Origin of the sequence: Pseudanabaena sp. SR411, from assembly GCF_002251945.1 — a bacterium.
In the GTDB taxonomy this organism is placed as follows: Bacteria; Cyanobacteriota; Cyanobacteriia; order Pseudanabaenales; family Pseudanabaenaceae; genus Pseudanabaena.
This window is the reverse complement of the sequence record NZ_NDHW01000089.1, coordinates 1-21,778: the sequence shown is the minus strand read 5'-3', so window position 1 is coordinate 21,778 and position 21,778 is coordinate 1. Positions and strand designations below refer to the sequence as shown.

Sequence of the window (21,778 nt, the reverse complement as noted above, 5' to 3'; positions counted from 1 at the left end):
CGATCAATTAGCTGCTTTTGCGGGTTTAACTCCCCGTGAGTTTTCTTCTGGTTCTTCGATTCATGGCAAACCGCGTTTGTCAAAAATTGGTAATTCGCGTTTGCGTAAAGCTTTGTTTATGCCTGCGATTGTCGCTCGTCGTTATAATTCGCCGATTGCCGCTTTCTGCGCTCGCCTTACGGCTAAGGGTAAGTCAAAAATGTCGGTCATTGGTGCTGTCATGCACAAGCTATTGCGGCAGGTCTTTGGTGTTCTCAAGTCTCAGCGTTCTTTCGATCCTAATTTTGTTCAAATTCCCTCTTGACTTTTTGGTACTCAAGACAGTATCTACAGTTTCTAAAATTGTACAGGTAGGGGCAATGCCCCCGTGCTTGCCATGTCACGCTAGCAGCAGGAGATTCATCACCTGCGTTCCATGTAACATCAGTTAATATGATGCTATCAACACTGCTTAATATTAAAATTAAGTAACCGAAGGAAACTTGGAAGCAATATCTCTGTATGCTTATGCTGTGGAACCATCATTGCGATCGCTAATCTTGTAGGGTGAGTTAAATAAAGTCCATTACCCATTATCCATTACAAAAAAATGATTTCAATTAAAGAAAATCTTCCTCAAATAACTCCAGAAGAATACTTTGCTTGGGAAGAAAAGCAACTAGAGAAACATGAACTGATTAACGGTCAAGTTTATGCTATTAGCGTTGGTAGCGTTAATCATAGCCGCATCGCAATTCGATTTGCGACTATGGTTGACACCCACTTAGACGCTAGTAGTTGTATAACTGGTAACTCAGACCTGAGAATTAATATTGTTGGCACAAATAACTACACCTACCCCGATGTCAGTGTCACCTGCGACGATCGCGATAAAACTACAACCCAATATATTACCTATCCTTGCTTAATCGTTGAAGTTCTATCTCCAAGTACTGAGTTATACGATCGCAGTGGCAAATTTAGACTGTACCGCAAAAATCCACACTTACAAGATTACTTATTAGTCAGTTCTACCAGCATCGAAATGGATCTATACCATAAAAATGACGCTGGCGAATGGCTCATCATTAACTACCAAGAAGGCGACACCGTTGAACTAAAAAGCATTAACTTAAGCTTTCCCATTGAGCAAGTCTATCGCGGTTTAGAATTGAACCCAGAATAATTACTCAATTCAGCAAATAAATAGAGAGTACTAGCGATCGCCTTGAGGAGATAGATTGTTGATGCGATCATAACCAAAGCCCAAAAGCAAAATAATATGTAATATGTGAATATTTCCATCTAGTATGCCAATTTAGGTGATTAAGCAGAACTTTTCCTTCTAATCACCCCAAAATGGGATTTTAGGAAGAATTTTTCTGTATAACATCTCGTATAAGGCATATAGGCTGAAACTTGACTTTCAGCCTATATGCCTTATATTTGTATTAGGCAGAATTTTTCCGTCTAATACATAGTTCTATCGCCGCTTAAATAAGACTTGACATTATATGATAAAATCCTAAAAAGCGGCAGATAGAACAAGTCGTTGGAACCAACATGAAAACGACTTCTAGTTAACCGCTTAGCATAGCTAATGCGGTTCAACTCAAGCATTATTCCGCTGAGTTTACTGGTCAGGTAGTCAAGTATTGTGTTGAGTTTTTTGCTGGATATAGTTTCTTGAGCTTAGTAAAGCTAGTCGTAAAATAAATACCAGATGTTAGACCAAGAAGGTACCAAAAAAAATGCAGTTAGTTTTTTGATAGCTGAGTACAATGAGATAGCTCAAGAAACTCGTCGTTTGCGTCAGGAAGGTATTACTCGCCTAAATTTTTTCATCACGATTACATCTTCATTTTTGGCAGTTCTTGTATTTTTAAGTCAAAGTAAAGCTACGCTCGGTGTTTCTTTCCAGATTGCTGCTGTTGGAGTACTGTTATTGCTTCTTCTTATTGGACTAGACACATTTGATCACAGCATAAGAAGAGATGTATATACCGACTTCAATGTACGGGCAATGGCTCGTATTCGTTGTTTCTTCGCTACACAAAGTCCTGAAATCAAACAGTATTTAACATGGCAATACCATGATGAACCTACTCTTTGGGTAACTCGTAACAATTCAAACGTCAGAAAAACCGTGCAATATATTATTAGTTCTATATGTGCTTTAACTGTTGGCTTGATGATTAACTTAATAGGAGCGAATCCAATTATTTCAACAATCGTTGGAGGAGTCGTCCTTGTAGTTGCATTTATTGGTTTTCGAGGTTATGCATCGAAACGGTTTAAGCAAGCAAGTATTGATGCTGAGAAATCTACGAGGTTTCCTATAGAATGTGTTCAAATAGGAGAGGTAAAGTAGGCGCGGCCATCAATTCTCATTATGAAAACTTTGTCTTGATCTGGCGACACTTATTGAGAATAGCCGCAATAGCTATCCTTGAAAACCCTATGCTTTCGTTCAACAATTGACGGCTTAGGCAAATCAAAAATCATAATGAGAATTGCTGAGGCGCGGCATAACAACCGCAATGCACCGAAACTTTGCCGTATACTGGGTTCTAGTAAAAGCTATCTGCGTACGGTGATTGCGAACGTTAGATGAATACCTTCGGCAATAGGAGGATATATGGATTACATTATTCGCAATGAAAAAAGCGAAGACTATAGAATCGTAGAAGAATTAACAAGAAAGGCATTCTGGAATATCTATGTTCCTGGCTGTAATGAGCATTATCTGGTTCATGTAATGAGAAAACATGAAGACTTCATTCCCGAATTGGATTATGTGATTGAAAAAGATAAAAAAATAATTGGCAATATTATGTATACAAAAGCGAAATTAGTAGGTGAAAACGGAAGAGAGAAACCTATTTTGACTTTTGGTCCCGTCAGTATTCTTCCTGAGTACCAAAGAAAAGGCTTTGGGAAAAAGCTTATAGAACATTCATTTATAAAGGCGAAAGAACTAAAATATGAAGCGGTAGTAATTTTCGGAGATCCAAGTAATTATGTAAACTTAGGGTTTAAGAGTAGTAGTAGATTCGATATATCTCTGGAAAACGAAATATATCCAAGCGCAATGTTGACAAAAGAACTAATTGAAGAATCACTAAAAGGCGAAAAATGGATTTATAAAGATAGCAATGTTTATAAAATCGATGAAAAAAAAGCAGAGGAATTCGACCTAGAGTTTGAGAAATTGGAAAAGAAAAGACAAGGAAGTCAAGAGGTATTTTATATACTTAGTAATTCAAGAATTAGTAAAAATTCTATCTAACAATCCCTTTGCATACCGACCGTATAGCAGTTTTCACTGAGTCCGAAAGGCTATTGACAACAGGTGAACGGGGCATTATACCAAGACGATATGCTCGTTAAAGTTGGAAATTTCTATTCGAGATTGTGCCATGAAAAATGTTTAACTTCGTTGTTAATCTCCGAAAAGTCATTAGCGATTTCTTTCAGGATGCTTCCCGATGTGAAGACCAGTAATTGATAAGCGATCGCCTAGACCTCACGAATCACAGTAATAGAGATCGCCTTGAGGAGATAGATTGATGAGGCGATCGTGTTTTAGTTATAGTCGTAATCTAAGGTGATTTTCCTTTCAAGGTTATTCGCAAATACCTTGTTTTTGATTTTGGCTTTTCCTTAGAGTTCCAATCACATTAAATCTTCCAACGTATCCAAAGAGAAAGGGTCGCTTTGCGACCCTTTCTCTTTGGAATTAGACTGCTAGAGCAGGTTCTTTAGTACTAATGGTCGGATACTCAAGTTCAGGATAGAGAGGAAAGCGATCGCATAGAGCTTGAACTCTCGCAATGCAATCAGCTTGGACAGCATCACTATCTGGACTTAACAAGCGATCGGCGATGATGTTGGCGATTTCGCGGAAATCAACTTCCTTCAAGCCACGAGAAGTCATCGCAGGAGAACCGAGGCGCAAACCACTAGTCACAAATGGAGATTCAGGATCGAATGGAACTGTATTTTTGTTGGCAGTGATATTGATACCACTCACTAATAGGTCAGCAACCTTGCCAGTCATACCGATCGAGCGCAAATCAACTAGCAACAAGTGGTTATCAGTGCCATTGGAAACTAACTTCAAACCACGTTCTTGCAATTGAGCAGCAAGGGCTTGAGAGTTAGCAATTACCTGTCCGCAATAGGTCTTAAACTCAGGACGCAATGCTTCACCAAATGCAACAGCTTTAGCGGCGATCACATGTTCGAGGGGACCACCTTGAGAACCAGGGAAAACTGATTTATCAAACTTCTTACCGAGAGCCGCATCACGAGTCATGATTAAACCACCGCGAGGGCCACGCAGAGTTTTGTGAGTAGTAGTGGTGACGACATCACAGTAGGGGATGGGGTTAGGATGATGTCCAGAGGCAACTAGCCCCGCAATGTGAGCGATATCTGCCATCAAGTATGCGCCCACTTCATCGGCGATCGCTCTAAATTTAACAAAATCAATAATCCTTGGATATGCCGAGTAACCGCAAATAATTAATTTGGGCTTATGTTGCAAGGCAAGATCACGGATTAAATCAAAATCTAACTGCTCAGTTTCTTTATTTAAGCCGTAATGGACTTTGTTAAACCACATACCTGACACATTCACAGGTGAACCGTGGGTCAAGTGTCCACCGTGAGACAAGTCCATACCCAAGAAGGTATCCCCTGGTTTGAGCAGGGTTAGGAATACCGCGAAGTTAGCCTGTGCGCCAGAGTGGGGCTGGACGTTGGCATGGGCTGCGCCGAACAATTCTTTGATGCGCTCAATGGCGATCGATTCGATCTCGTCTACAAATTCACAACCGCCGTAATAGCGTTTGTTGGGCAGTCCTTCAGCATATTTGTTGGTCAATACTGATCCCTGCGCTGCCATAACCGCAAGGGATGTAAAGTTTTCGCTGGCAATGAGTTCGATATTATTGCGCTGTCTTTCGATTTCTTTGCCGATAAAGCCTGCGACAAGGGGATCGGATGCGGCGAGGATGGGAAACAAGTTGGTCATTTTGCTAAGCTTCTGTGCTGATTGTCTGAAATTAATTTGATCTAAATTTACCAATCCACAAAAGTGTCGTCACACTTTTGTGGATTAAAAATCAAACCCAATAAGGGTTTTAGAAACATAAAACGGCTACGCTGTTTTATGTTTTGGTTTAAAGCGGTGCTGGGTTAAGCAGGAACGAAAACACCCATCAAATTATGCTAGCACGCGGTGATAGGTAGCGCTTTGCACTAGGTTAAAATCCATAGGCAGACAAAAAACAATCACTATGCCCAAGCCGAAGACTACTCTAATCCTTAACCCCAAACCCCAATCGCTAATTACTCTCAGTGAATATATCACCGCGATCGCATGGTCACCCAATAGCAAATATCTCGTCGCCGCCACTGCATCGGGTGAGTTAGCTCTCTTTGATGAGTCAAAAGCAGGTAACGATCTCCAGCAAAAACTGATTGAATTACAAGCACCAACAGAAATTGCTATAGATTGTTTAGGATTTTCGGCGGATAGTCTCTGGATCGCGGCTGGGGGACAGGATGGTAAGGTGCGTGTGTGGAAATTAGATGGGGAGCAACCTGCGATCGCTGCAACCCTCGATCTTGGCAAAACATGGATCGAGCATCTCGTCTGGCATCCCACTCGTCCTGAATTTGCCTTTAGCTTTGGCAAATATGTGCAGATTTGGAGTGCAGAGACTTTAGATATTGTCACGACTTTGCATTTTGAACAGTCAACGGTTTTGGCGATCGCATGGCATCCAAGCGGTGAATATCTTACGGTTGGCGGTGATGGCGGAATTAAAGTTTGGTCAGCAAAGGATTGGTATGAAGATCCGATTCTATTTGAAATGCCGACGGCGACCGCCAAACTCGTTTGGGATCGCATCGGCGAATATTTAGTCGCCAGTACTCTCGACAACTTAGTTGTAGTTATGCAATGGCTAGGCTCTGACTTTGACGCTTCACCTTGGCGGATGCAGGGATTCCCTGGAAAGATCCGTTCCTTTGATTGGTCAGCAAGCAAAACATCGCCGCTATTGTCTTCCTCTAGTGGTTCTGATGTAGTCGTGTGGGAAAAACACGCTGATCTGAATGTTGGTTGGGAAGGGGAAGTGATTAAAGGTCACAATAGCACTGTGGGTTTTGTCGCTTTTAAGCCTAAATCAGAAATACTAGTTTCTGCCGATGAAAATGGCCGAATTGCGATTTGGAAAGATGCTAAGGATTGGGTACAGGCGTTAGAAACGCCAATGGGTGAGATTACGGCTTTGCAATGGCAACCTCAAGGCAAAAAGTTAGCAGCCGCCAATGCTGATGGAGAGCTAATGCTTTGGACTGAATCTTCACAGGGCAAAGGTTTTCGCTAAACCCAAAATTTTTAAAAGAGGTGCTTTGCACCTCTTTTAAAAATTTTGGGTTTTACTTTAGCGCAAAGCGCTGTAAAAGCACACATACCGTGATATCATTACAACTGCTTTGCTTAACCTAAGAACCTACAAGACATATTTGGAGAGGTGGCAGAGTGGTTGAATGCGTCTGACTCGAAATCAGATTTAGGGTCACACCTAACGGGAGTTCGAATCTCCCCCTCTCCGTACCATAAAACTAACAAAGAGATTGCTGCATAGCAGCAATCTCTTTGTTAGTTTTTAGATAGGACATAAAATCTAAAAGAGAATAGCGGCGCATCGCGCAATTGTTCTCTTTTGGGTAAGCAAATTTTGTATTACGATAGATCACGAGAAAGTGTGCAATATAATTACATTAATATTGGTTTGATTAATCTTAGCTGAGACTAGATACAGCTCTTATTGCAACATCATCATTTGGTAACCCTGTAAAAGAAAGGATTTGTATAGGGTAAGGATAGGCAGCGCGAAGCGCCGCCTATCCTTACCTTTTTAGGACTACCCATCATTTATTGATTGTGTAAACGGATTAAATGCTAGATGGAACTTAAAGATGAGCAAAAAAATCATCTAAAGCAAGTATCTAACACCAGAAATTTGTTTTTGGGGTTAGCGATCGCTGTTGTGAGTATATCTGGCGTTGGAATCTGGTCTTTTCACTGGTTTGGGGAAAAGATTACCCAGAATACTCAAGAAAATCTCTTTGCAATCGCCAAGTTAAAAGCTAATCAAATTGAACAATGGATAAGTGAGCGCCAAGCGGATGCAAAAATCTTTGCCTTCAGACCATCAGTAACAACTACTCTCCAAGCAATTGAAAGTGGGACTAAAGATGACAATTCAAGGTGGCAGTGGCAAACAATGCAGATTATTGCTGCCAAGATGAGAGCGGAATATGGTTATCGCAAGATTGCATTAATTAATCGGATGAGCAGATTGGTGTAGCAAGAAGGTCAGGTTGACAATTTGTCCGAACCAGTAAAGAAGTCTTTTCAAGAAAAATTACAAGGTTTTTCTAACGCCGATAAATCTGAATTCATCGATATGCTTTAGCAGGAAACCAGCACAGGCAAGATCGCAGTTTATGGAGTACTTGTACCTGTCTATAACCAAACAAATGCTTTAGTAGGAGCCGTGTATCTAGAATCCGATCCCGCTAATTATCTGTTTCCCCTATTAAAATCATGGCCAACACCTAGCACCACTGCGGAAACTTTGCTAGTGCGTCAAGAAGGGAACTTGGTGCATTATCTCAATCCTCTTCGCCATCGAGATAATGCTGGATTGAAATTTACCCGATCGCTAGAACAAACAGATCTTTTAGCAGTAAAAGCAATAAAAAATCCCAATTCAATCATGGAGCAGGCGATTGATTATCGCAATATTTCTGTTATCGGTGCAGCGTTGCGAGTCAGAAATACACCTTGGATCATGATCTCCAAAATTGATCGTAGTGAGGCTGACGCACCTTTACAGCAGCTTGGGATTATAGTTAGCAGCCTTACTATTTTATTAATTGGCATTGTTTTTTATATTGCGTACCAGATTCGGAGATCGGGACAACTAGCAATAATTGCGCTGATCCAACAGTCAGAAATAGAACAAGCACAAATAGTTGCGAATAATGCCTCACGATAAACGGCGATCGAGACTTCCATTGATGGCTATGCCATACTTGATCGCTTTGGCAAATTTATGGAAGTAAATGCCGCTTTGACCACAATCACGGATTACAGTAACGATCAATTATTGGGGCGGTCAATTTTTGAATTAGTAGTGAGTACAGATCTCGCACAAGCTGAATTGCTCTCTAGTTGGATGGCTCACCAGAAAACAAAAAATTTTCAGCAATGGAAGCGTAGAAGTGGCGATCACATTGATGTCCAAATTAGTATCTCCTATTTTGCTCATGGAGAAGGTCAGTTTTTTGTGTTTGTGCAGGCTTTGTTGCATGAATAAAAAGAAGACAAAAGATATAGGAGCTTTAGGATAGATAATTAACGAGTAATAGGACAGGAGAGAGGTTTAGCGAGTTGAATCATGCGATTAAGTGCTGCACATTTGATGAACAACTCGACCGCCTGATTGTCAAATTTACGRGAACATAAAGTACCACCAAATATCTTTTTGAAACGAAACATCGTGGTTTCTGCTAAAGAACGTCGATGATAACCTGAGTCMCGTTTCCATTTTTTGCGCCCATGTTTACGGATATAGCGGAGATTTTGGTCACGGGGATGGGGTGGCGCATTGGTATTGCCATGCTCCCAGATTTTGGCATCTTTGCGCGGAGGAATCACTGCTTTAGCGTCATGTTGGGCAATCTCGTCATAACAAGGGAGCTTTTTTGCACTTTTTTACCCCGAAAAACTTCTCAAACACGCTCTTAGTTAACGTCAGCTGATGGATTATATCTGTGTTATAGAAGAAGATAAAACTCTCATCCGAATTTTATCTTCTTCTATAACGCTGAAATGCCCCGCCCAATCGTCGCGCAATGTGATCGCTCTTGAGACTTTTTCAGCGATCGCTTGACTAGAAGAGGCTTTAAACCAAAATAAAATAATGCCAGTGCTAGCAGGAAGTTTTGAGCGAAAGGCAAGCTCTCCAAAATCTTTGTCAAAAGTCAGCAAAATACGGTTTTCAATTTGAGCGCGGCTTAGTACTTAAGGATCGGAAATACCAGGAGATTCTGTACGAATCCAAACTACATCATGTCCATATTGTCGCAATAATTGTACTGCGTCAAAGGGGAAATTTTCGTTAGCAAGAAACCTCATAAACTAAGCAGATATTAGGTAGACTTTCTCGGCTTTTAGAGAAGCACTAGCATAGGCAAAGCAGGCTTGAATATCTGCAGTCGTAATGCCAGGATAATTACGAAGGACTTCATCAATACTCCAACCCTGAGCAAAAAGATCGATAATAAACTCAACAGCAAGGCGAGTACCTTTGATAACTGGCTTACCAACTAATACTTCAGGATTGAGTGTGATTCTATCTTGCCAATTCATAGGAGTATCTAAAATATATCGCTGTTCTTAATTTTACATCTTACAGGTGTTTCTTATGCAAGCTAAGAAACACCTCTTACATTTTAGAACAACCGTGAAGTTAGAAGTAACAGCGATAAGCCCAACAAAACTAGAATCGAAATGCCGATATTGTTCCAAAATTGGTGATAGCTGGTGAGAGAAGCGCATTGTTTGGGACAATCTTCCATGATTGGTTGCAACGTTGATAGATCGATAATTGAACTTGCCACGTCGAAACCAACCTGTGGCGATTACCGAGCGATCGCCCATAGCTTAACGACATTTATTAATGTTTGTTAGCGTGGAACTGCTGTATCTTTGCTGCGTTGTGTAATATCTTGTCAGAATCTCTCTAAACTCAGTAGGAAGTGCCATAGTAATGGTGCGTAGGTTCTAGTTTTATCGCCATTTTTTAGTTTACTGTTGAAATGGCAAACAAATAGTACGGGTGATCGTACAATCAACGCCTTTATATTCTTGACAAACTTTTTTTGCAGTATTTTCGGCGGCAATCATATCCGTTGACCAGCCTGAGCCTGCCGCACCATTAGATCCTTCGGCTAGAGACATACAGGCATTTCGCGCCCAGACTAATATTTTGCAATCCCCTGAACTAGAGCTATTTTCACATTCACTCAAAGCTCTTGTTTCGGCTGCCATTTGAGAAGTAAAGTTCCAAGAGTAGCCTTTGGCTTGCGTCGAAGGAGAACGAGCGATCGCTCCAAAACTTAGCATGGTGGGGTTGGTAGTTGGAATTACAGGGGGTGGCTCTGGCGTAGCTGTTTCTGTTTCTATAGGCTCTGGTGTTTCTGGACTTGAGGTAGTAGTTGGAGAGACTGATGGAGAACTTGTTGAAGTAATTTGAGTATTATTAACAGTCTGATTAGTTAGCTTTGGTAGAAGCATTGCAGTAGCGATCGCGGCTGAAACTGATATGACTCCAGTTAAAGCGAACCATAGAAATGGTTGAAATTTTGAGAACGCTGGATTAGGAGCGGAGACTGTGACATGGGGCGTTGTGACGGGAGTTTGTGGTGTGGTAGGAGTTTGCGGCGCGGTTGGGATAGGGTTTTGCGGTGTCGTTGGTGCAGATACAGGTGCAGTTGCTCCACCTGTATTGGTAACGATAGTTGGCGATGAATCTGCTGATGATGGATAGGCGATCGCTTCCGTTGGGGCGATATTATTAATATTAGTAGCACAAAGAGATTGAATTGCCTGTAAAGCATCAATCGCAGATTTATAGCGCTGGCTGAAATGGGAAAAAACCATTTTTTGGAGTACTTCAGCAAAAGCATTACTGACCTCTGTGCGATCGCGCCACAGGATTTCGCCTGTATTCGCATCTTCTTGCAAGCTATCAGGTGCAATACCCGTAAGGGCTTGGATGCCAATCATGCCCACCGCATAAACATCACTACTGAGGCGAGGTTTTCCCCTTGCTTGTTCGCTTGGCATGTATCCAGGTGAGCCAATGCTAACAGTAACATCGGTATGACCTTGGGAGTCAGTTCTCAAAGCACTGATATCTTTAACTGCACCAAAGTCAATGAGAACGATTTTGCCATCTTGCCGACGGCGCATGATGTTGGTGAGTTTGATGTCACGATGGATAATATTATTTTGGTGGACAAAGGATAGAACTTCTAAGATCTCTAGTAATAGCGTAGTTGTGGCACTTTCTGATAATCGCTGACCGATCGGAATCTCTTCGGCAAGGCTATGCCCTTCCACAAATTCCTGTACTAAAAAAAACTCATTGTTTTCTTCAAAGTGAGCAAATAGTTTGGGGATTTGGGTATGAGCATTACCCAATTTGTAAAGATATTCCGCTTCTCGATCAAATAAACTTTTGGCGATCGGCAAAACATCAGGATTGGTGTCTTTGGGCTTGAGTTGCTTCACCACACAGGTGGGATGACCTGGTAAGTCTGTGTCTTGTGCCAAGTAAGTATCACCAAATCCACCACTCCCTAGAACAGTGAGGATTTTGTACCGATTCCTTAATGTTTTGCCTACTAACATAGTTACCTACCAAGTTACAGAACTTTGCCTCACCAATAATTTGCTTGATCACGCCATATTTTTGGTGAGGCTAATTGCTATAGCTGCCGTCTGTAGTACAACTCTTTACGCTCAAACCCAAACCAAGAAATTTTTGAAAGCGTTGCAAAGCAGTGCTTTCAAAAATTTTCTTGTGCTTCGTTGGATCGGCAATTGCTGTAAACCTTAGCAGAGAGTGATGGCGCTTTGCGCCGCCATTTTTTGGATTGATGACTGGCGACAGCTATATAACTTTAAGCTTAACAAACAGAGCTATGATTGAGCTACTGTGCCGAATTAAATGCTGAATTTAGATATTGAATGCAAAATAAAAAAGCGATTGAAAAAGCGGTTGTATTAGGGGTTTCTGGGGCATCTGGCATGATTTATGCTGTGCGATCGCTCAAATTTTTATTAAATAATCATTACAACGTCGATCTAGTAGCTTCTAAGGCGGCGATGATGGTTTGGCAATCGGAAAATAATATTGCTATGCCGAGTAATTTGCGATCGCAAGAACAGTTTTGGCGAGATCGCAGTGAGACTAATGACGGCAAACTAACTTGTCATCAATTTGCTGATGTGGGGGCAACGATTGCTAGTGGTTCATTTCGGACATTAGGAATGCTGGTAATTCCTTGCAGTATGGCAACGGTGGCAAAAATTGCTCATGGATTAAGTTCTGATTTGTTAGAGCGGGCTGCGGATGTCCATCTCAAGGAAGGACGAAGATTGGTAATCGTACCGCGTGAAACCCCCTTAAGCTTGATCCATTTGCGAAATCTCACTGCTTTAGCGGAAGCAGGGGCGAGAATTGTGCCAGCGATTCCTGCTTGGTATCACAATCCGCAGACGATTGAGGATTTGGTGGATTTTGTGATTGCCAGAGCGCTCGATCAACTGGATATTGATGCAGATTTAATCCAGCGTTGGCAGGGTAGAATGCCTTCTAATATTGTCGCAGGAGATGCTGAACTATGACGCGATCGCGTTTTTCCCAAACCGCAAATGCTGTTAACAAGAAATCTTCGGGTGCAATCGCAATCACGCAACTTGTGATTTTAGGGATTATGATCACCTTACTTGCAGCTATCTTTGTCCAAAATTTACAGCCTGTGGTACAGATTTTCTTTTTAGGTCAAAAGACGATCGCGATTCCCTTAAGTGTTGCCATGTTAGCGGCACTTGTCGGTGGTGGATTTCTAGCATTTGTGATTAATGCGATCGCCTCTTGGCGACATAATCTCTTAATTCGTCGAGCAGTGATTGCGTCTGGATCTGGTCAAGAGAAGCAAGAACAGGTCAAAGCCAATCCATCTCAGTATAAAGAAGAATTTGTTGAGGATGAAGATGAATTTGATGAAGAGGAAGAAGAGTATGAAGAGGATGAGGAAGAATACGAAGATGATGATCCTGATACCGTTCCCTATGGCGATCGCCCAAATATGAAGTCCAAAAATTCGCGCCAAGTTAAACGTGATCGTCCTCCCCTTGACGCAAAATTTATCAAATAAACCAAACCCAAGATTTTTATTGAGAATGCTGCAAAGCAGCATTCTCAATAAAAATCTTGGGTTTATGAATTTTCAGATCCCCGACTTTTTCTTTGCAAACATAGATTCGTTTTGTTTACCATACAAAAAGTCGGGGATCTCAGTCTACGTATCTAAAGTAAAGCCGCTAAAGACTAATGAGCTTTTATCTACCAGTATTTTTGCTGTTATTGATTGTATTGCGATGTATCTTTTGGCTATTTGCGCCGCCAAATCCTGATGAAGCTTACTATTGGCTGTGGGGACAACATTTAGACTTCTCTTATTACGATCATCCGCCTTTGCAATCATGGTTACAGGGATGGATTACTGCATGGTTCGGTAAATCTCTGCTCGCATTGCGATCGCTAAATCTAGTTACTAATGGCATCTTTTTCTATACCTATTACTGCATTCTTAAATATCTCTATGGAGATCTTGCAAGGCGTTACATTTGGTGGGTGATTCTCGCAGTTATGGCTTCACCGCTATATAACATGATGCTTTCCTTCGCATGGCATGATCATTTAGCGATCGCTCTTAGTCTGGTGGGTGCATATCTATGCATTCGCTTTCTCGATGAATATTTAATCAATGGAAAAGGATCAAGCTGGCGACTATACGGCAGTGCTCTCTCTCTCTCTCTAGCCCATATCACTAAATACAATGCGCTGTTTATGACATTGGGTTTATTAGCAGCGATCGCTATAGATTCACAATTAAGAAGATTATTTACAGATATTCGCTTGTGGTTATGTTTTGGTATTAGTGCGATCGCATTTCTGCCTGTATTTTATTGGAACTACAGTAATAATTTTTTATCCTTCCGTTTCTATGCAAATCGCAGTGTGGACAGTGGCTCTATAATTATGCGATTGCTAGAACCACTGGGCTTTATTGGGATTTCATTATTAATGCTTTCGCCATTTTTAGCATGGTTGCTATGGCGAGGTTTTTGCAAGGCAAATGGGCTATACAAAAGAGTAGCGTTTTGGACATTTATCACTTCTACAGGTTTATTGATGGTAGTGTCGCTATTTTCTACAGCGCTCTATTATTGGAATATTCATGCTTATTTATTGCTATTTCCCTTGTTGCCATTAGCATATTTCCCTCACTCCCCAGCCACCTCTTCCTCTGGGAGAGGTGGAGAAAATCTGCAAATTTTTTATGGAGTAGAAGTTTTTGGACTATTATTCGCAATTTTATTTGTGTGGAATTCCTGTATGTTCCCAGTGAGTGCCATATTTGGGAAAGATGGCGATCAAGATGGCAGGATGATTTATGGATGGCAGGAGGTGGCTGCTGAAGTACAGAAAATCAGCAAAGCTTTGCCAGAGAAGCCTTTGTTAATTACTTCTGATTATCGTTCGGCAGCAGCACTTGCCTATGAGATGCAAAACCCTCAAGTGACAGCAATTTCTAAGCGGATTAGTCAATTTACAATTTGGAACCTAGAGAATGCAGCGCAACAGAAGGGTAAAAATGCCATCTTGATTTCTGACCAATGGTATCCCCTTACCGATGAAGCGATCTCTCATTTTGATCAAGTTACTTCTATTAGTAATGTGGCGATCACTAGATTTGGACTGTATTTGAAAACCTATGAAATTGCGATCGGGCAAAATTACAAACTATAAAATGTGTGTATTGCCTTGAAACATATACATTAGATCGGTTATGGTTATTTTTGTCCTAATGCGATCAATAAACATATGGCTCACATTGGTCTAATCTGCGTCCCTGCCACAGGACATCTCAACCCAATGATAACTCTTGGATATGAACTAAAGAAAAGAGGTCATCAAGTAACTGTAATTAACGTTTTGGATGCTAAGGAAAAAGCAAAAAATGCAGGATTAGATTTTAAAGTTTATGCTGAACACACGTGTCCACTAGGATTTACTCCAGACTCTTTAGTCAAAATGGGTGAACTAAGTGGAATGGATGCATTTCGCTACACAATTGAGTTGTTTCAGCAAGGTGCAATTAGGATGATGAAAGAAGGGATTGATTCGGTTCGTAATGCTCATGTTGACTTGCTTTTGATTGACCAAGCCTCTTTTGGAGCTTCCAGTGTTGCAGAATATTTAGAGATTCCCTTCATTAGTGTCAGTTGCGCCCTTATGTTAAATCGTGACGAATCCGTTCCGCCTCTTAATTTCGGATGGACTTATTCGGATAGTCTTTGGGCTAGACTGCGTAACCAAATTGGCTATAAATTGCTAGATCGCCTAGTCAAACCAATTGTAGAAACTATTAACGAATATAGGCGGTCATGGAATCTCTCTCCTTTTATCCACGCTAATGATGCCTATTCTAAATTAGCTCAAATTTGTCAGCAGCCTGTAGAATTTGAGTTTCCTAGGCAGCAGTTACCAGATTGCTTCCATTTCACAGGATCTTTTCATAATCCCTTAAGTCGAGCACCTGTTGATTTCCCTTACGAAAAATTGAATGGAAAACCATTAATCTATGCTTCAATGGGAACTATTCAAAATCGATTGCTCAGTATTTTTAACCAAATCGCAGAAGCTTGTCAAGACTTGGATGCTCAACTAATTATTTCGTTGGGAGGGTCGGCTGAGCCTGACAGTTTACCTAACATTGTAGGAGAGCCGATAGTGGTCAAATATGCTCCACAGCTAGAGATTCTTCAAAAAGCTCAGCTTACTATTACTCATGCTGGACTAAATACGGTACTAGAATCATTGAGTTGTGGCGTGCCGATGGTTGCCATTCCAATCGCCAATGATCAACCAGGGGTAGCATCTCGAATTGCTTGGACGGAGACAGGTGTAGTTATTCCTGTGAAGAAATTAACCGTTCCCAAATTACGAAATGCTGTTCAAACAGTGTTTTCACAACCAAAATATCGAGATAATGCCAAAAAGATGCAATTGGCAATGCAAAAAGCTGGTGGAGTCAATCTAGCTGCTGATATTGTTGAAAAAGTCATTGCCACGGGTAAACCTGTAGCGCGAATTGGATAATGAAAAAGAGACGGCGCTTTGCTCCGTCTCTTTTTCATTATCCAGGGGGCCAAGTAAAGGAGCGATCGCCTAATACATGAATATGTAAATGGAAAACGGTTTGCCCTGCCTCTTCACCATTATTCGTAACTAAACGAAAACCTGTTAAGCCTTCTTGAGCAGCGACTTTACTAGCTACAAGTAGTAAATGTCCTAGCAATGCTTGGTCTTCAACAGTTGCTTCTGAAAGCTTGACAATCGGCTTTTTAGGAATGACGAGAAAATGTACTGGAGCTTGAGGGTTGACATCACGGAACGCAAGGGCAAGATCATCCTCATAGAGAATGCTTGCAGGAATTTCCCGCTTAATAATTTTGCTAAATATGGTTTCGCTCATTTTAAAAACCTCTAGTTTTTTATATTTACAACGCTTTGCGCTCAAACCCAAACCAAGAAATTTTTTGAAAGTGTTGCAAAGCAACACTTTCAAAATTGTGACGCAAAGCGCCGCAATAGCTACAGCTTATTTACAAATCATTCTTTGCTGAGCCTGTAAATACAAGAGTTGCGGGGCCAGTCATCAAAATGTGATCGCTTTCTTCTGACCACTGGATTTTGAGATTGCCTCCAGGGAGATTTACCGTACAGGTGCGATCGCAGAGATCATTTAAAACGCCAGCTACTACCGTCGCGCAAGCACCCGTCCCACATGCCAAAGTTGCCCCTGCGCCGCGTTCCCATACACGCATCTTTACATAGCCGCGATTAACTACTTCCACAAACTCGGTATTTGTGCGTTTTGGGAAGACAGGATGATGCTCAAAGAGAACGCCGACTTCCGCGAGAGGAATCGTATCGACATCATCAACAAAGGTCATACAGTGGGGATTACCCATGCTCACTGTCGTCACGTTCCAAGTCTTGCCGCCAACTTCAAGTGGAACATTAACAACCTTGTGATCGCTATCTCGTAAAGTTGTCGGGATCTCGGCAGCGGTCAAAAATGGCTTGCCCATGTCCACAGTCACCTGTCCATCTATATCCATTTGTGGCACGATCAAACCTGCACCAGTTTGAATCTGATACTTGTTGTCAGTAGTTGGAATATTCAAGTCCTGCATAAATTTAGCTAAGCAGCGAATTCCATTACCGCACATCTCTGGCTCAGAACCATCGGAGTTAAAAATCCGCATCCGATGCTCATCATTTGCCTCAGTCAGCAGAAAAATGACTCCATCTGCACCAATACCAAAATTGCGATCGCACCATTTGACAGCCTGCTCAGAGGTGAGAATTGGTTCGGCTTTGTGACGGTTATCGATCAGGATAAAATCGTTACCTAAGCCGTGATATTTACTAAATGCGATCGACATGGATTAATTCAATATATTTTTCGAATATTATATCGATCTCCATCGCCAAATAAACTACCTAAACCCGTAAAGTTAAGCCCCATATAACTTTACGGGTATTTATAGCTATAGCCACCTGTATCAGGACAAATCAAAACCCAAATAGTGTGAGGCGGCGCTTCGCGCCGCCTCACACTATTTGGGTGAGACTACTCATATCAGGGCGATCGCTTAGCTTAAAAACTTGCGAAATGAAAAATCATACTCAATAAATTGGCTATTTAGGTTATGATCGGTAACTGTCGCGAATTGTATTAAATTTTTAGACTTTTACCTCTACATCACCTGATAGAACCGCAATGGCTAAGAAAAGCATGATCGAGCGCGAAAAAAAGCGCGCTAAGTTAGTTGAAAAATATGCAACTAAGCTCGAAGCACTTAAAGAAAAGTTTGCCAGTCCTGAACTGACACAACAACAAAAAGTTGCTGTACACCGTGAAATCCAACAAATTCCTCGTAACGCCAATCCTACCCGTCACCGTAACCGTTGTTGGGCTACTGGTCGTCCTCGTGGCTATTACAAAGATTTCGGCTTATGCCGCAACGTTTTGCGTGAGATGGCTCACCAAGGCTTGTTACCAGGTGTAGTTAAATCTAGCTGGTAGTTTTTGAAAACAAAAAAAGCCGTCACCAAGTGGTGACGGCTTTTTTGTTCCTGTACTTTCTGAGAGGTTGAAACTTTGCAATTTCAATCTTTTCTTTGCATTAGCTCAATTGGCAATCCATCAGGATCAGCTACAAAAGCTACTTGATAAGTGCGATCGCCTATGGTCTGTTCCCGTAGCGGTAATAACAATTTGACTTTCCCTAGTTTATTAACGAGATCTTGCAAAAAATCTTCCAAGCTTTCGACATGAAACGATAGGTGATAGTACCCCACATAATGCTCATCACCAAAGGGATTGGGTGTATTCTTCGGCTCAGGAACTTGCATTAGTTCGAGATTAGTCCCTGCACCCTGCATCCAGCAAGCTAGCGTAATTCCTGCCGTAAAGCGCTCAGTTACCTCAAACCCTAACGCTTCATAAAAGGCGATCGCCTGAAAAATATCCGCAGTTTTAATCGAAGTATGGTGATGTTGCATAGTCTTTATTAAGCGTAAAAAAACGCAAGCACAAGCCTACACTTTTTTGGGTTTGAATAAAGAATCCTTGGTGACGCACCAGACAAAATGCGGTAGAGACAGCATTCTTCTCCAGCGCCAAGGCTCTTGATAGAGTCGATAAAGCCATTCTAGATTGTTATTGCTAAACCATTCAGGAGCGCGAGTTTTTAGCCCTGACCAAATATCAAAACTGCCCCCCACGCCGATCCACACAGCGTTAGGACAAAGATGACGGTATTTTTGAATCCATAGCTCTTGACGTGGTACTCCCAAACCTACAAGGATTAGATCGGGTTGAGCGCTTTGTAATTGTTCGCAGACTTGTTGTTCGAGCATGTCATCAAAATAACCGTGATGCATTCCTGCGATCGCAATATCCGTCCATTTTTGCTGCCAAATATCGACCACAGTATCCACAACATTTGGAGCGCCACCGATTAAAAAAACGCGCCATTGCTGTTCGGCGGCAACCTGTACTATCTGCTCCGATAGCTCAATTCCTGGACATCGGTTAATTTTTTGACCCTGCGATCGCAGATAAAGCACAATTCCTGAACCATCTGGTACAACTAACTCAGCCTGCTTAATTACATTTGCTAAATCAGGGTTTTTTCGAGCCTGCATGGTCATTTCTGCATTAATAGTGACTACATGCGTGCCTTGGCTAGCTTGTAGTCTTTGAGCTAGCCAATCACGATAATTTTCATGAATATGTACGGGCAGACCAAGCACACCAAACTGACGCAAGGGATTTTTTCTCCAGATATATATATCTACTATTTTTAATGGATATGATTAAGTTTTTATACTCAATATCCCCAACCTATTTCGCTATATTACCTAATTTTGAGCCTTATTTTATTGGCATCTGTTTTTGCTAAAGTTGCTAATCTAGGGGCTATCCACCCCATTCCTTCGTTTGCAAAAGCCCTTTAGATTTGGCGAAGCGTTATTAAGTAAAGTATTTCAAAAATCGGAATGTTGGGATTTGAACCCAAGACCCCCACTACCCCAAAGTGGTGCGCTACCAAGCTGCGCTACATCCCGTTGCGTTTTTGACGCTTTCCTATGATAACACGATGATTTGCAAATTTTGCTAGCGTTTAAAAAATATAGCGATCGCAATAAGTGAGATGTAAAGAACCTCGCTTATTGCGAATTTTATTTGCCCATATTGCGTTTTAGGCGATCAAGTTCTTCATCCATTTCCCAGCGCCGAAACGTTTCTTCTAGTTCATCATTAGGGTCACGAAAGGGTGGCGTATAAAGGTTATCCCAATTTAAAGGAGTACTAGTTGGCGATTTTGCCTTGGCAGTTTTGGCGGCTTCAGCGACTTTGGCTTGGACTTCCTTGCGCCGCTCTTGGATCTGCACTTGTAGTGTTTGGCTATCAGTTGCACGTTTTTTGACCAGTTCCATCTGCGCCCAAATTTGATTACCTTGTCGCAATAAAGCAGCTTCACGTTCTTTTGCGGCACTAGCTAGATCGGGGCGATCAAAGGATTCAGCTTTGACAGTGCGATCGTGCCAGACGCGAATTTCTTCAGCAATTTCCAGAATCCGATCTTGGAGTTTTTTCTCCTCCAGTTTCGAGCTAACGATTAGTTTCGCTATTTCTTCTTCTTGCTGACGCAACTTATCTTCGAGGATTTGCAACTCAATCTGTGGGTTATTGCGAATAAACTCCTCTAGGCGGGTCTCTAAAAAGCGAGATATATCCTCTATTAACCCCATATACTTTCCTCAGATGTTTTAATCGCTTTCCAGAAAAATTGTAACTCAAGATCAACATTGGCATTGACACCAAACCGAAAAGAGAGTGGCGGTGCAAAGCGCCGCCACTCTCTTTTCGGTTTGGTTAAAACTTTTGACCAACAAATATAGTTTTAGTTTCCTTACCACGTTTGAGGATGATCTCTTGCTGACTAACGCGCGATAAAATCCAACCTGTATTATTGATCGCCTTGCCTAGTCCGATGGACTGCACAGAGCCATTGATATCAAGCATGGCAGTAGAGCGATCGCCTAAATCCAGTACACCAATCAATGTATACGATGATGCAGGTGCAGCAGCAACTGGAGGAGATACCGCCGCAGTATTTGGTTTTGCTGTAGTTGCTGAGTTAGAGACATCAACCGAGTTATTTGCGGTGACAGGTGGCAAGGCAAGGGGAGATGGGGCATTACCACTATTGCTTAAAGCTGGTGGTTGATATACAGGCACATACATCGGTTGTTGGATGCCATTAGCAAAAGGATTATTTGCGCCAACGGGTAGGGGCATATTGCCAACTAGGGGCGCAGCCATGAGCGGAAGGTTGCTACTGATATTGTTGGAATTAGTAGCGATCGCGCGATTTTTATCTGCTACTTCCGATAACATCCGCTTAATTTCTTCGCCAAAGGATTTGTTGGCAGCGGTATCTTTTGATGAAACCTGAGCAACAGTGACTGATTGGCGACCCAGCCAGATTCCATGATTAATCGTCCACATTACGGCGGCAATTAAGGCTGAGCTACAAGCAAAAACTAGCAGGAGACGATCAAGCAGATTATATTTTGGAGCTACTGGTTCGGTTGGTATCGGTGGAAGGTTACTAGTCGGTTCTGGATTCCGCATGATGTAGGGTTGAATCCAGAGGACATCTTGTTTGGAGATGGGCGGTAAGGCAATATCAGCAACGTTAAGTTTGGTAATGCTAACGGTATCTTTTGAGGTTGACATCTCTTTTTCGGAGGTGTCAATTTTGGAAATAGCAACTATGTCTGAGCTTGAGGAGTTTACAGATGCATAGGGGGCTGATGATTTGCTTTGTTTGGTTTGTGGATTTTTTGACCTAAGCGATCGCTGCTTAGCATAATCGACATGGAGCGTGGATTCGACATCTCCAAATAGATCGTCCATTAAGTTATCAACGTTGTCTGTATAAGCATCAACGTCTTGAGTTACATAAAACTGGTTTTTATTATCTGTATTTTGCATCATATGCCGATCCTATTCACTCCATAAGCCATGCACATTTGGTAATACCCAAAATTGTGCTGTTTTTACCGCTATCTTAGCCAAATCACAATGCTTTAAATTTGTCTCAGTACAAATAAGAAAAAATAATACTGGTAAGTGATACCACAAATTGCCTCTAAGCGCCACAAATTTACACGAGATTTCGCAAATCTTTAAGGCAAAAAGGAAAAAGGACACAATGTGTCCTTTTTCCTTTTTGCCTTAAAGATTGATGGCAGCGCTTTGCGCCGCA

22 protein-coding genes, 2 tRNA genes and 2 pseudogenes are annotated in these 21,778 nt (G+C 41.7%); 14 read left to right on the top strand and 12 right to left on the bottom strand.

Annotated features, from left to right (window positions below):
* The 4 genes from B9G53_RS09050 to B9G53_RS09035 form a co-directional block, all read left to right on the top strand.
* A partial coding sequence (locus B9G53_RS09050) for a transposase (protein ID WP_141211744.1) occupies positions 1-304 on the top strand: 304 nt, incomplete at its 5' end.
* 285 nt (positions 305-589) lie between these two features.
* Positions 590-1,165 (top strand): Uma2 family endonuclease, encoded by a 576-nt coding sequence (locus B9G53_RS09045; RefSeq protein WP_094531368.1) that lies wholly within the window; start codon positions 590-592, stop codon positions 1,163-1,165.
* A 537-nt stretch (positions 1,166-1,702) separates the two neighbouring features.
* Positions 1,703-2,350, top strand: a complete 648-nt coding sequence (locus B9G53_RS09040) for a hypothetical protein (RefSeq protein ID WP_094531366.1) — start codon at positions 1,703-1,705, stop codon at positions 2,348-2,350.
* 267 nt (positions 2,351-2,617) lie between these two features.
* Positions 2,618-3,268, top strand: coding sequence for a GNAT family N-acetyltransferase (locus B9G53_RS09035; RefSeq protein ID WP_094531364.1), 651 nt, complete (start codon positions 2,618-2,620; stop codon positions 3,266-3,268).
* Between the two features lie 450 nt (positions 3,269-3,718).
* Here B9G53_RS09035 and glyA read toward each other — a convergent pair whose 3' ends face one another.
* A complete protein-coding gene (glyA, locus tag B9G53_RS09030; RefSeq protein WP_094531362.1) occupies positions 3,719-5,017 on the bottom strand; it encodes a serine hydroxymethyltransferase in 1,299 nt (432 codons plus the stop codon).
* Positions 5,018-5,282: 265 nt separating this feature from the next.
* Here glyA and B9G53_RS09025 point away from each other — a divergent pair, with 265 nt between their 5' ends.
* The 5 genes from B9G53_RS09025 (at position 5,283) to B9G53_RS09005 (ending at position 8,381) form a co-directional block, all read left to right on the top strand.
* Positions 5,283-6,380: a WD40 repeat domain-containing protein gene (locus tag B9G53_RS09025; protein ID WP_094531360.1), complete on the top strand. Its 1,098-nt coding sequence runs from the start codon at positions 5,283-5,285 to the stop codon at positions 6,378-6,380.
* A 141-nt stretch (positions 6,381-6,521) separates the two neighbouring features.
* A tRNA-Ser gene (locus tag B9G53_RS09020) sits at positions 6,522-6,608 on the top strand.
* Positions 6,609-6,962: 354 nt separating this feature from the next.
* A complete protein-coding gene (locus B9G53_RS09015; protein ID WP_094531358.1) occupies positions 6,963-7,367 on the top strand; it encodes a cache domain-containing protein in 405 nt (134 codons plus the stop codon).
* A 189-nt stretch (positions 7,368-7,556) separates the two neighbouring features.
* A complete protein-coding gene (locus tag B9G53_RS09010; protein WP_094531356.1) occupies positions 7,557-8,060 on the top strand; it encodes a hypothetical protein in 504 nt (167 codons plus the stop codon).
* Positions 8,061-8,066: 6 nt separating this feature from the next.
* On the top strand, positions 8,067-8,381 hold the full coding sequence (locus B9G53_RS09005; protein ID WP_094531353.1) for a PAS domain-containing protein: 315 nt from the start codon (positions 8,067-8,069) through the stop codon (positions 8,379-8,381).
* 38 nt (positions 8,382-8,419) lie between these two features.
* On the opposite strand, the pseudogene B9G53_RS09000 reads toward B9G53_RS09005, so the two are convergent.
* From B9G53_RS09000 to B9G53_RS27990, 4 genes and pseudogenes are all read right to left on the bottom strand, one after another.
* Positions 8,420-8,758: pseudogene (locus tag B9G53_RS09000) on the bottom strand (transposase); the annotation flags it as partial.
* A gap of 72 nt (positions 8,759-8,830) precedes the next feature.
* A pseudogene (locus B9G53_RS08995) lies at positions 8,831-9,202 on the bottom strand (DUF5615 family PIN-like protein).
* Positions 9,203-9,205: 3 nt separating this feature from the next.
* Positions 9,206-9,436: a DUF433 domain-containing protein gene (locus tag B9G53_RS08990; protein WP_094531351.1), complete on the bottom strand. Its 231-nt coding sequence runs from the start codon at positions 9,434-9,436 to the stop codon at positions 9,206-9,208.
* A gap of 438 nt (positions 9,437-9,874) precedes the next feature.
* Positions 9,875-11,482 (bottom strand): DUF4189 domain-containing protein, encoded by a 1,608-nt coding sequence (locus tag B9G53_RS27990; RefSeq protein ID WP_094531349.1) that lies wholly within the window; start codon positions 11,480-11,482, stop codon positions 9,875-9,877.
* A gap of 339 nt (positions 11,483-11,821) precedes the next feature.
* On the opposite strand from B9G53_RS27990, the gene B9G53_RS08980 reads away from it, so the two are divergent.
* The 4 genes from B9G53_RS08980 to B9G53_RS08965 all read left to right on the top strand — a co-directional run bounded on the left by B9G53_RS08980 (position 11,822) and on the right by B9G53_RS08965 (position 16,025).
* Positions 11,822-12,481 carry a flavin prenyltransferase UbiX gene (locus tag B9G53_RS08980; protein ID WP_094531347.1) on the top strand — a complete coding sequence of 220 codons (660 nt, stop codon included), beginning with the start codon at positions 11,822-11,824 and terminating at the stop codon, positions 12,479-12,481.
* Positions 12,478-13,014, top strand: coding sequence for a LapA family protein (locus B9G53_RS08975; protein WP_094531345.1), 537 nt, complete (start codon positions 12,478-12,480; stop codon positions 13,012-13,014). Before B9G53_RS08980 ends, B9G53_RS08975 begins: the two co-directional genes overlap by 4 nt.
* Positions 13,015-13,190: 176 nt before the next feature.
* Positions 13,191-14,672 (top strand): glycosyltransferase family 39 protein, encoded by a 1,482-nt coding sequence (locus tag B9G53_RS08970; RefSeq protein ID WP_094531343.1) that lies wholly within the window; start codon positions 13,191-13,193, stop codon positions 14,670-14,672.
* 75 nt (positions 14,673-14,747) lie between these two features.
* Positions 14,748-16,025: a glycosyltransferase gene (locus tag B9G53_RS08965; protein ID WP_094531341.1), complete on the top strand. Its 1,278-nt coding sequence runs from the start codon at positions 14,748-14,750 to the stop codon at positions 16,023-16,025.
* A gap of 37 nt (positions 16,026-16,062) precedes the next feature.
* Here the strand turns inward: B9G53_RS08965 and B9G53_RS08960 are convergent, their stop codons facing one another.
* The gene (locus B9G53_RS08960) at positions 16,063-16,401 is read right to left on the bottom strand and encodes a histidine triad nucleotide-binding protein (protein WP_094531339.1); all 339 of its coding nucleotides are present in this window, start codon (positions 16,399-16,401) and stop codon (positions 16,063-16,065) included.
* A 130-nt stretch (positions 16,402-16,531) separates the two neighbouring features.
* Positions 16,532-17,377, bottom strand: a complete 846-nt coding sequence (dapF, locus tag B9G53_RS08955; protein WP_094531337.1) for a diaminopimelate epimerase — start codon at positions 17,375-17,377, stop codon at positions 16,532-16,534.
* Between the two features lie 338 nt (positions 17,378-17,715).
* On the opposite strand from dapF, the gene rpsN reads away from it, so the two are divergent.
* Positions 17,716-18,021 (top strand): 30S ribosomal protein S14, encoded by a 306-nt coding sequence (rpsN, locus tag B9G53_RS08950; protein WP_094531335.1) that lies wholly within the window; start codon positions 17,716-17,718, stop codon positions 18,019-18,021.
* An 83-nt stretch (positions 18,022-18,104) separates the two neighbouring features.
* Here rpsN and B9G53_RS08945 read toward each other — a convergent pair whose 3' ends face one another.
* From B9G53_RS08945 to B9G53_RS08925, 5 genes are all read right to left on the bottom strand, one after another.
* Positions 18,105-18,500, bottom strand: coding sequence for a VOC family protein (locus tag B9G53_RS08945; protein WP_094531333.1), 396 nt, complete (start codon positions 18,498-18,500; stop codon positions 18,105-18,107).
* A 36-nt stretch (positions 18,501-18,536) separates the two neighbouring features.
* Positions 18,537-19,268 (bottom strand): WecB/TagA/CpsF family glycosyltransferase, encoded by a 732-nt coding sequence (locus B9G53_RS08940; RefSeq protein ID WP_094531331.1) that lies wholly within the window; start codon positions 19,266-19,268, stop codon positions 18,537-18,539.
* A 226-nt stretch (positions 19,269-19,494) separates the two neighbouring features.
* Positions 19,495-19,568 (bottom strand) — tRNA-Pro (locus tag B9G53_RS08935).
* Between the two features lie 114 nt (positions 19,569-19,682).
* Complete coding sequence (locus B9G53_RS08930) at positions 19,683-20,255, bottom strand: TIGR04376 family protein (RefSeq protein ID WP_094531328.1); 573 nt, start codon at positions 20,253-20,255, stop codon at positions 19,683-19,685.
* A gap of 124 nt (positions 20,256-20,379) precedes the next feature.
* On the bottom strand, positions 20,380-21,507 hold the full coding sequence (locus B9G53_RS08925; RefSeq protein WP_094531326.1) for a hypothetical protein: 1,128 nt from the start codon (positions 21,505-21,507) through the stop codon (positions 20,380-20,382).
* Positions 21,508-21,778: the final 271 nt, after the last annotated feature.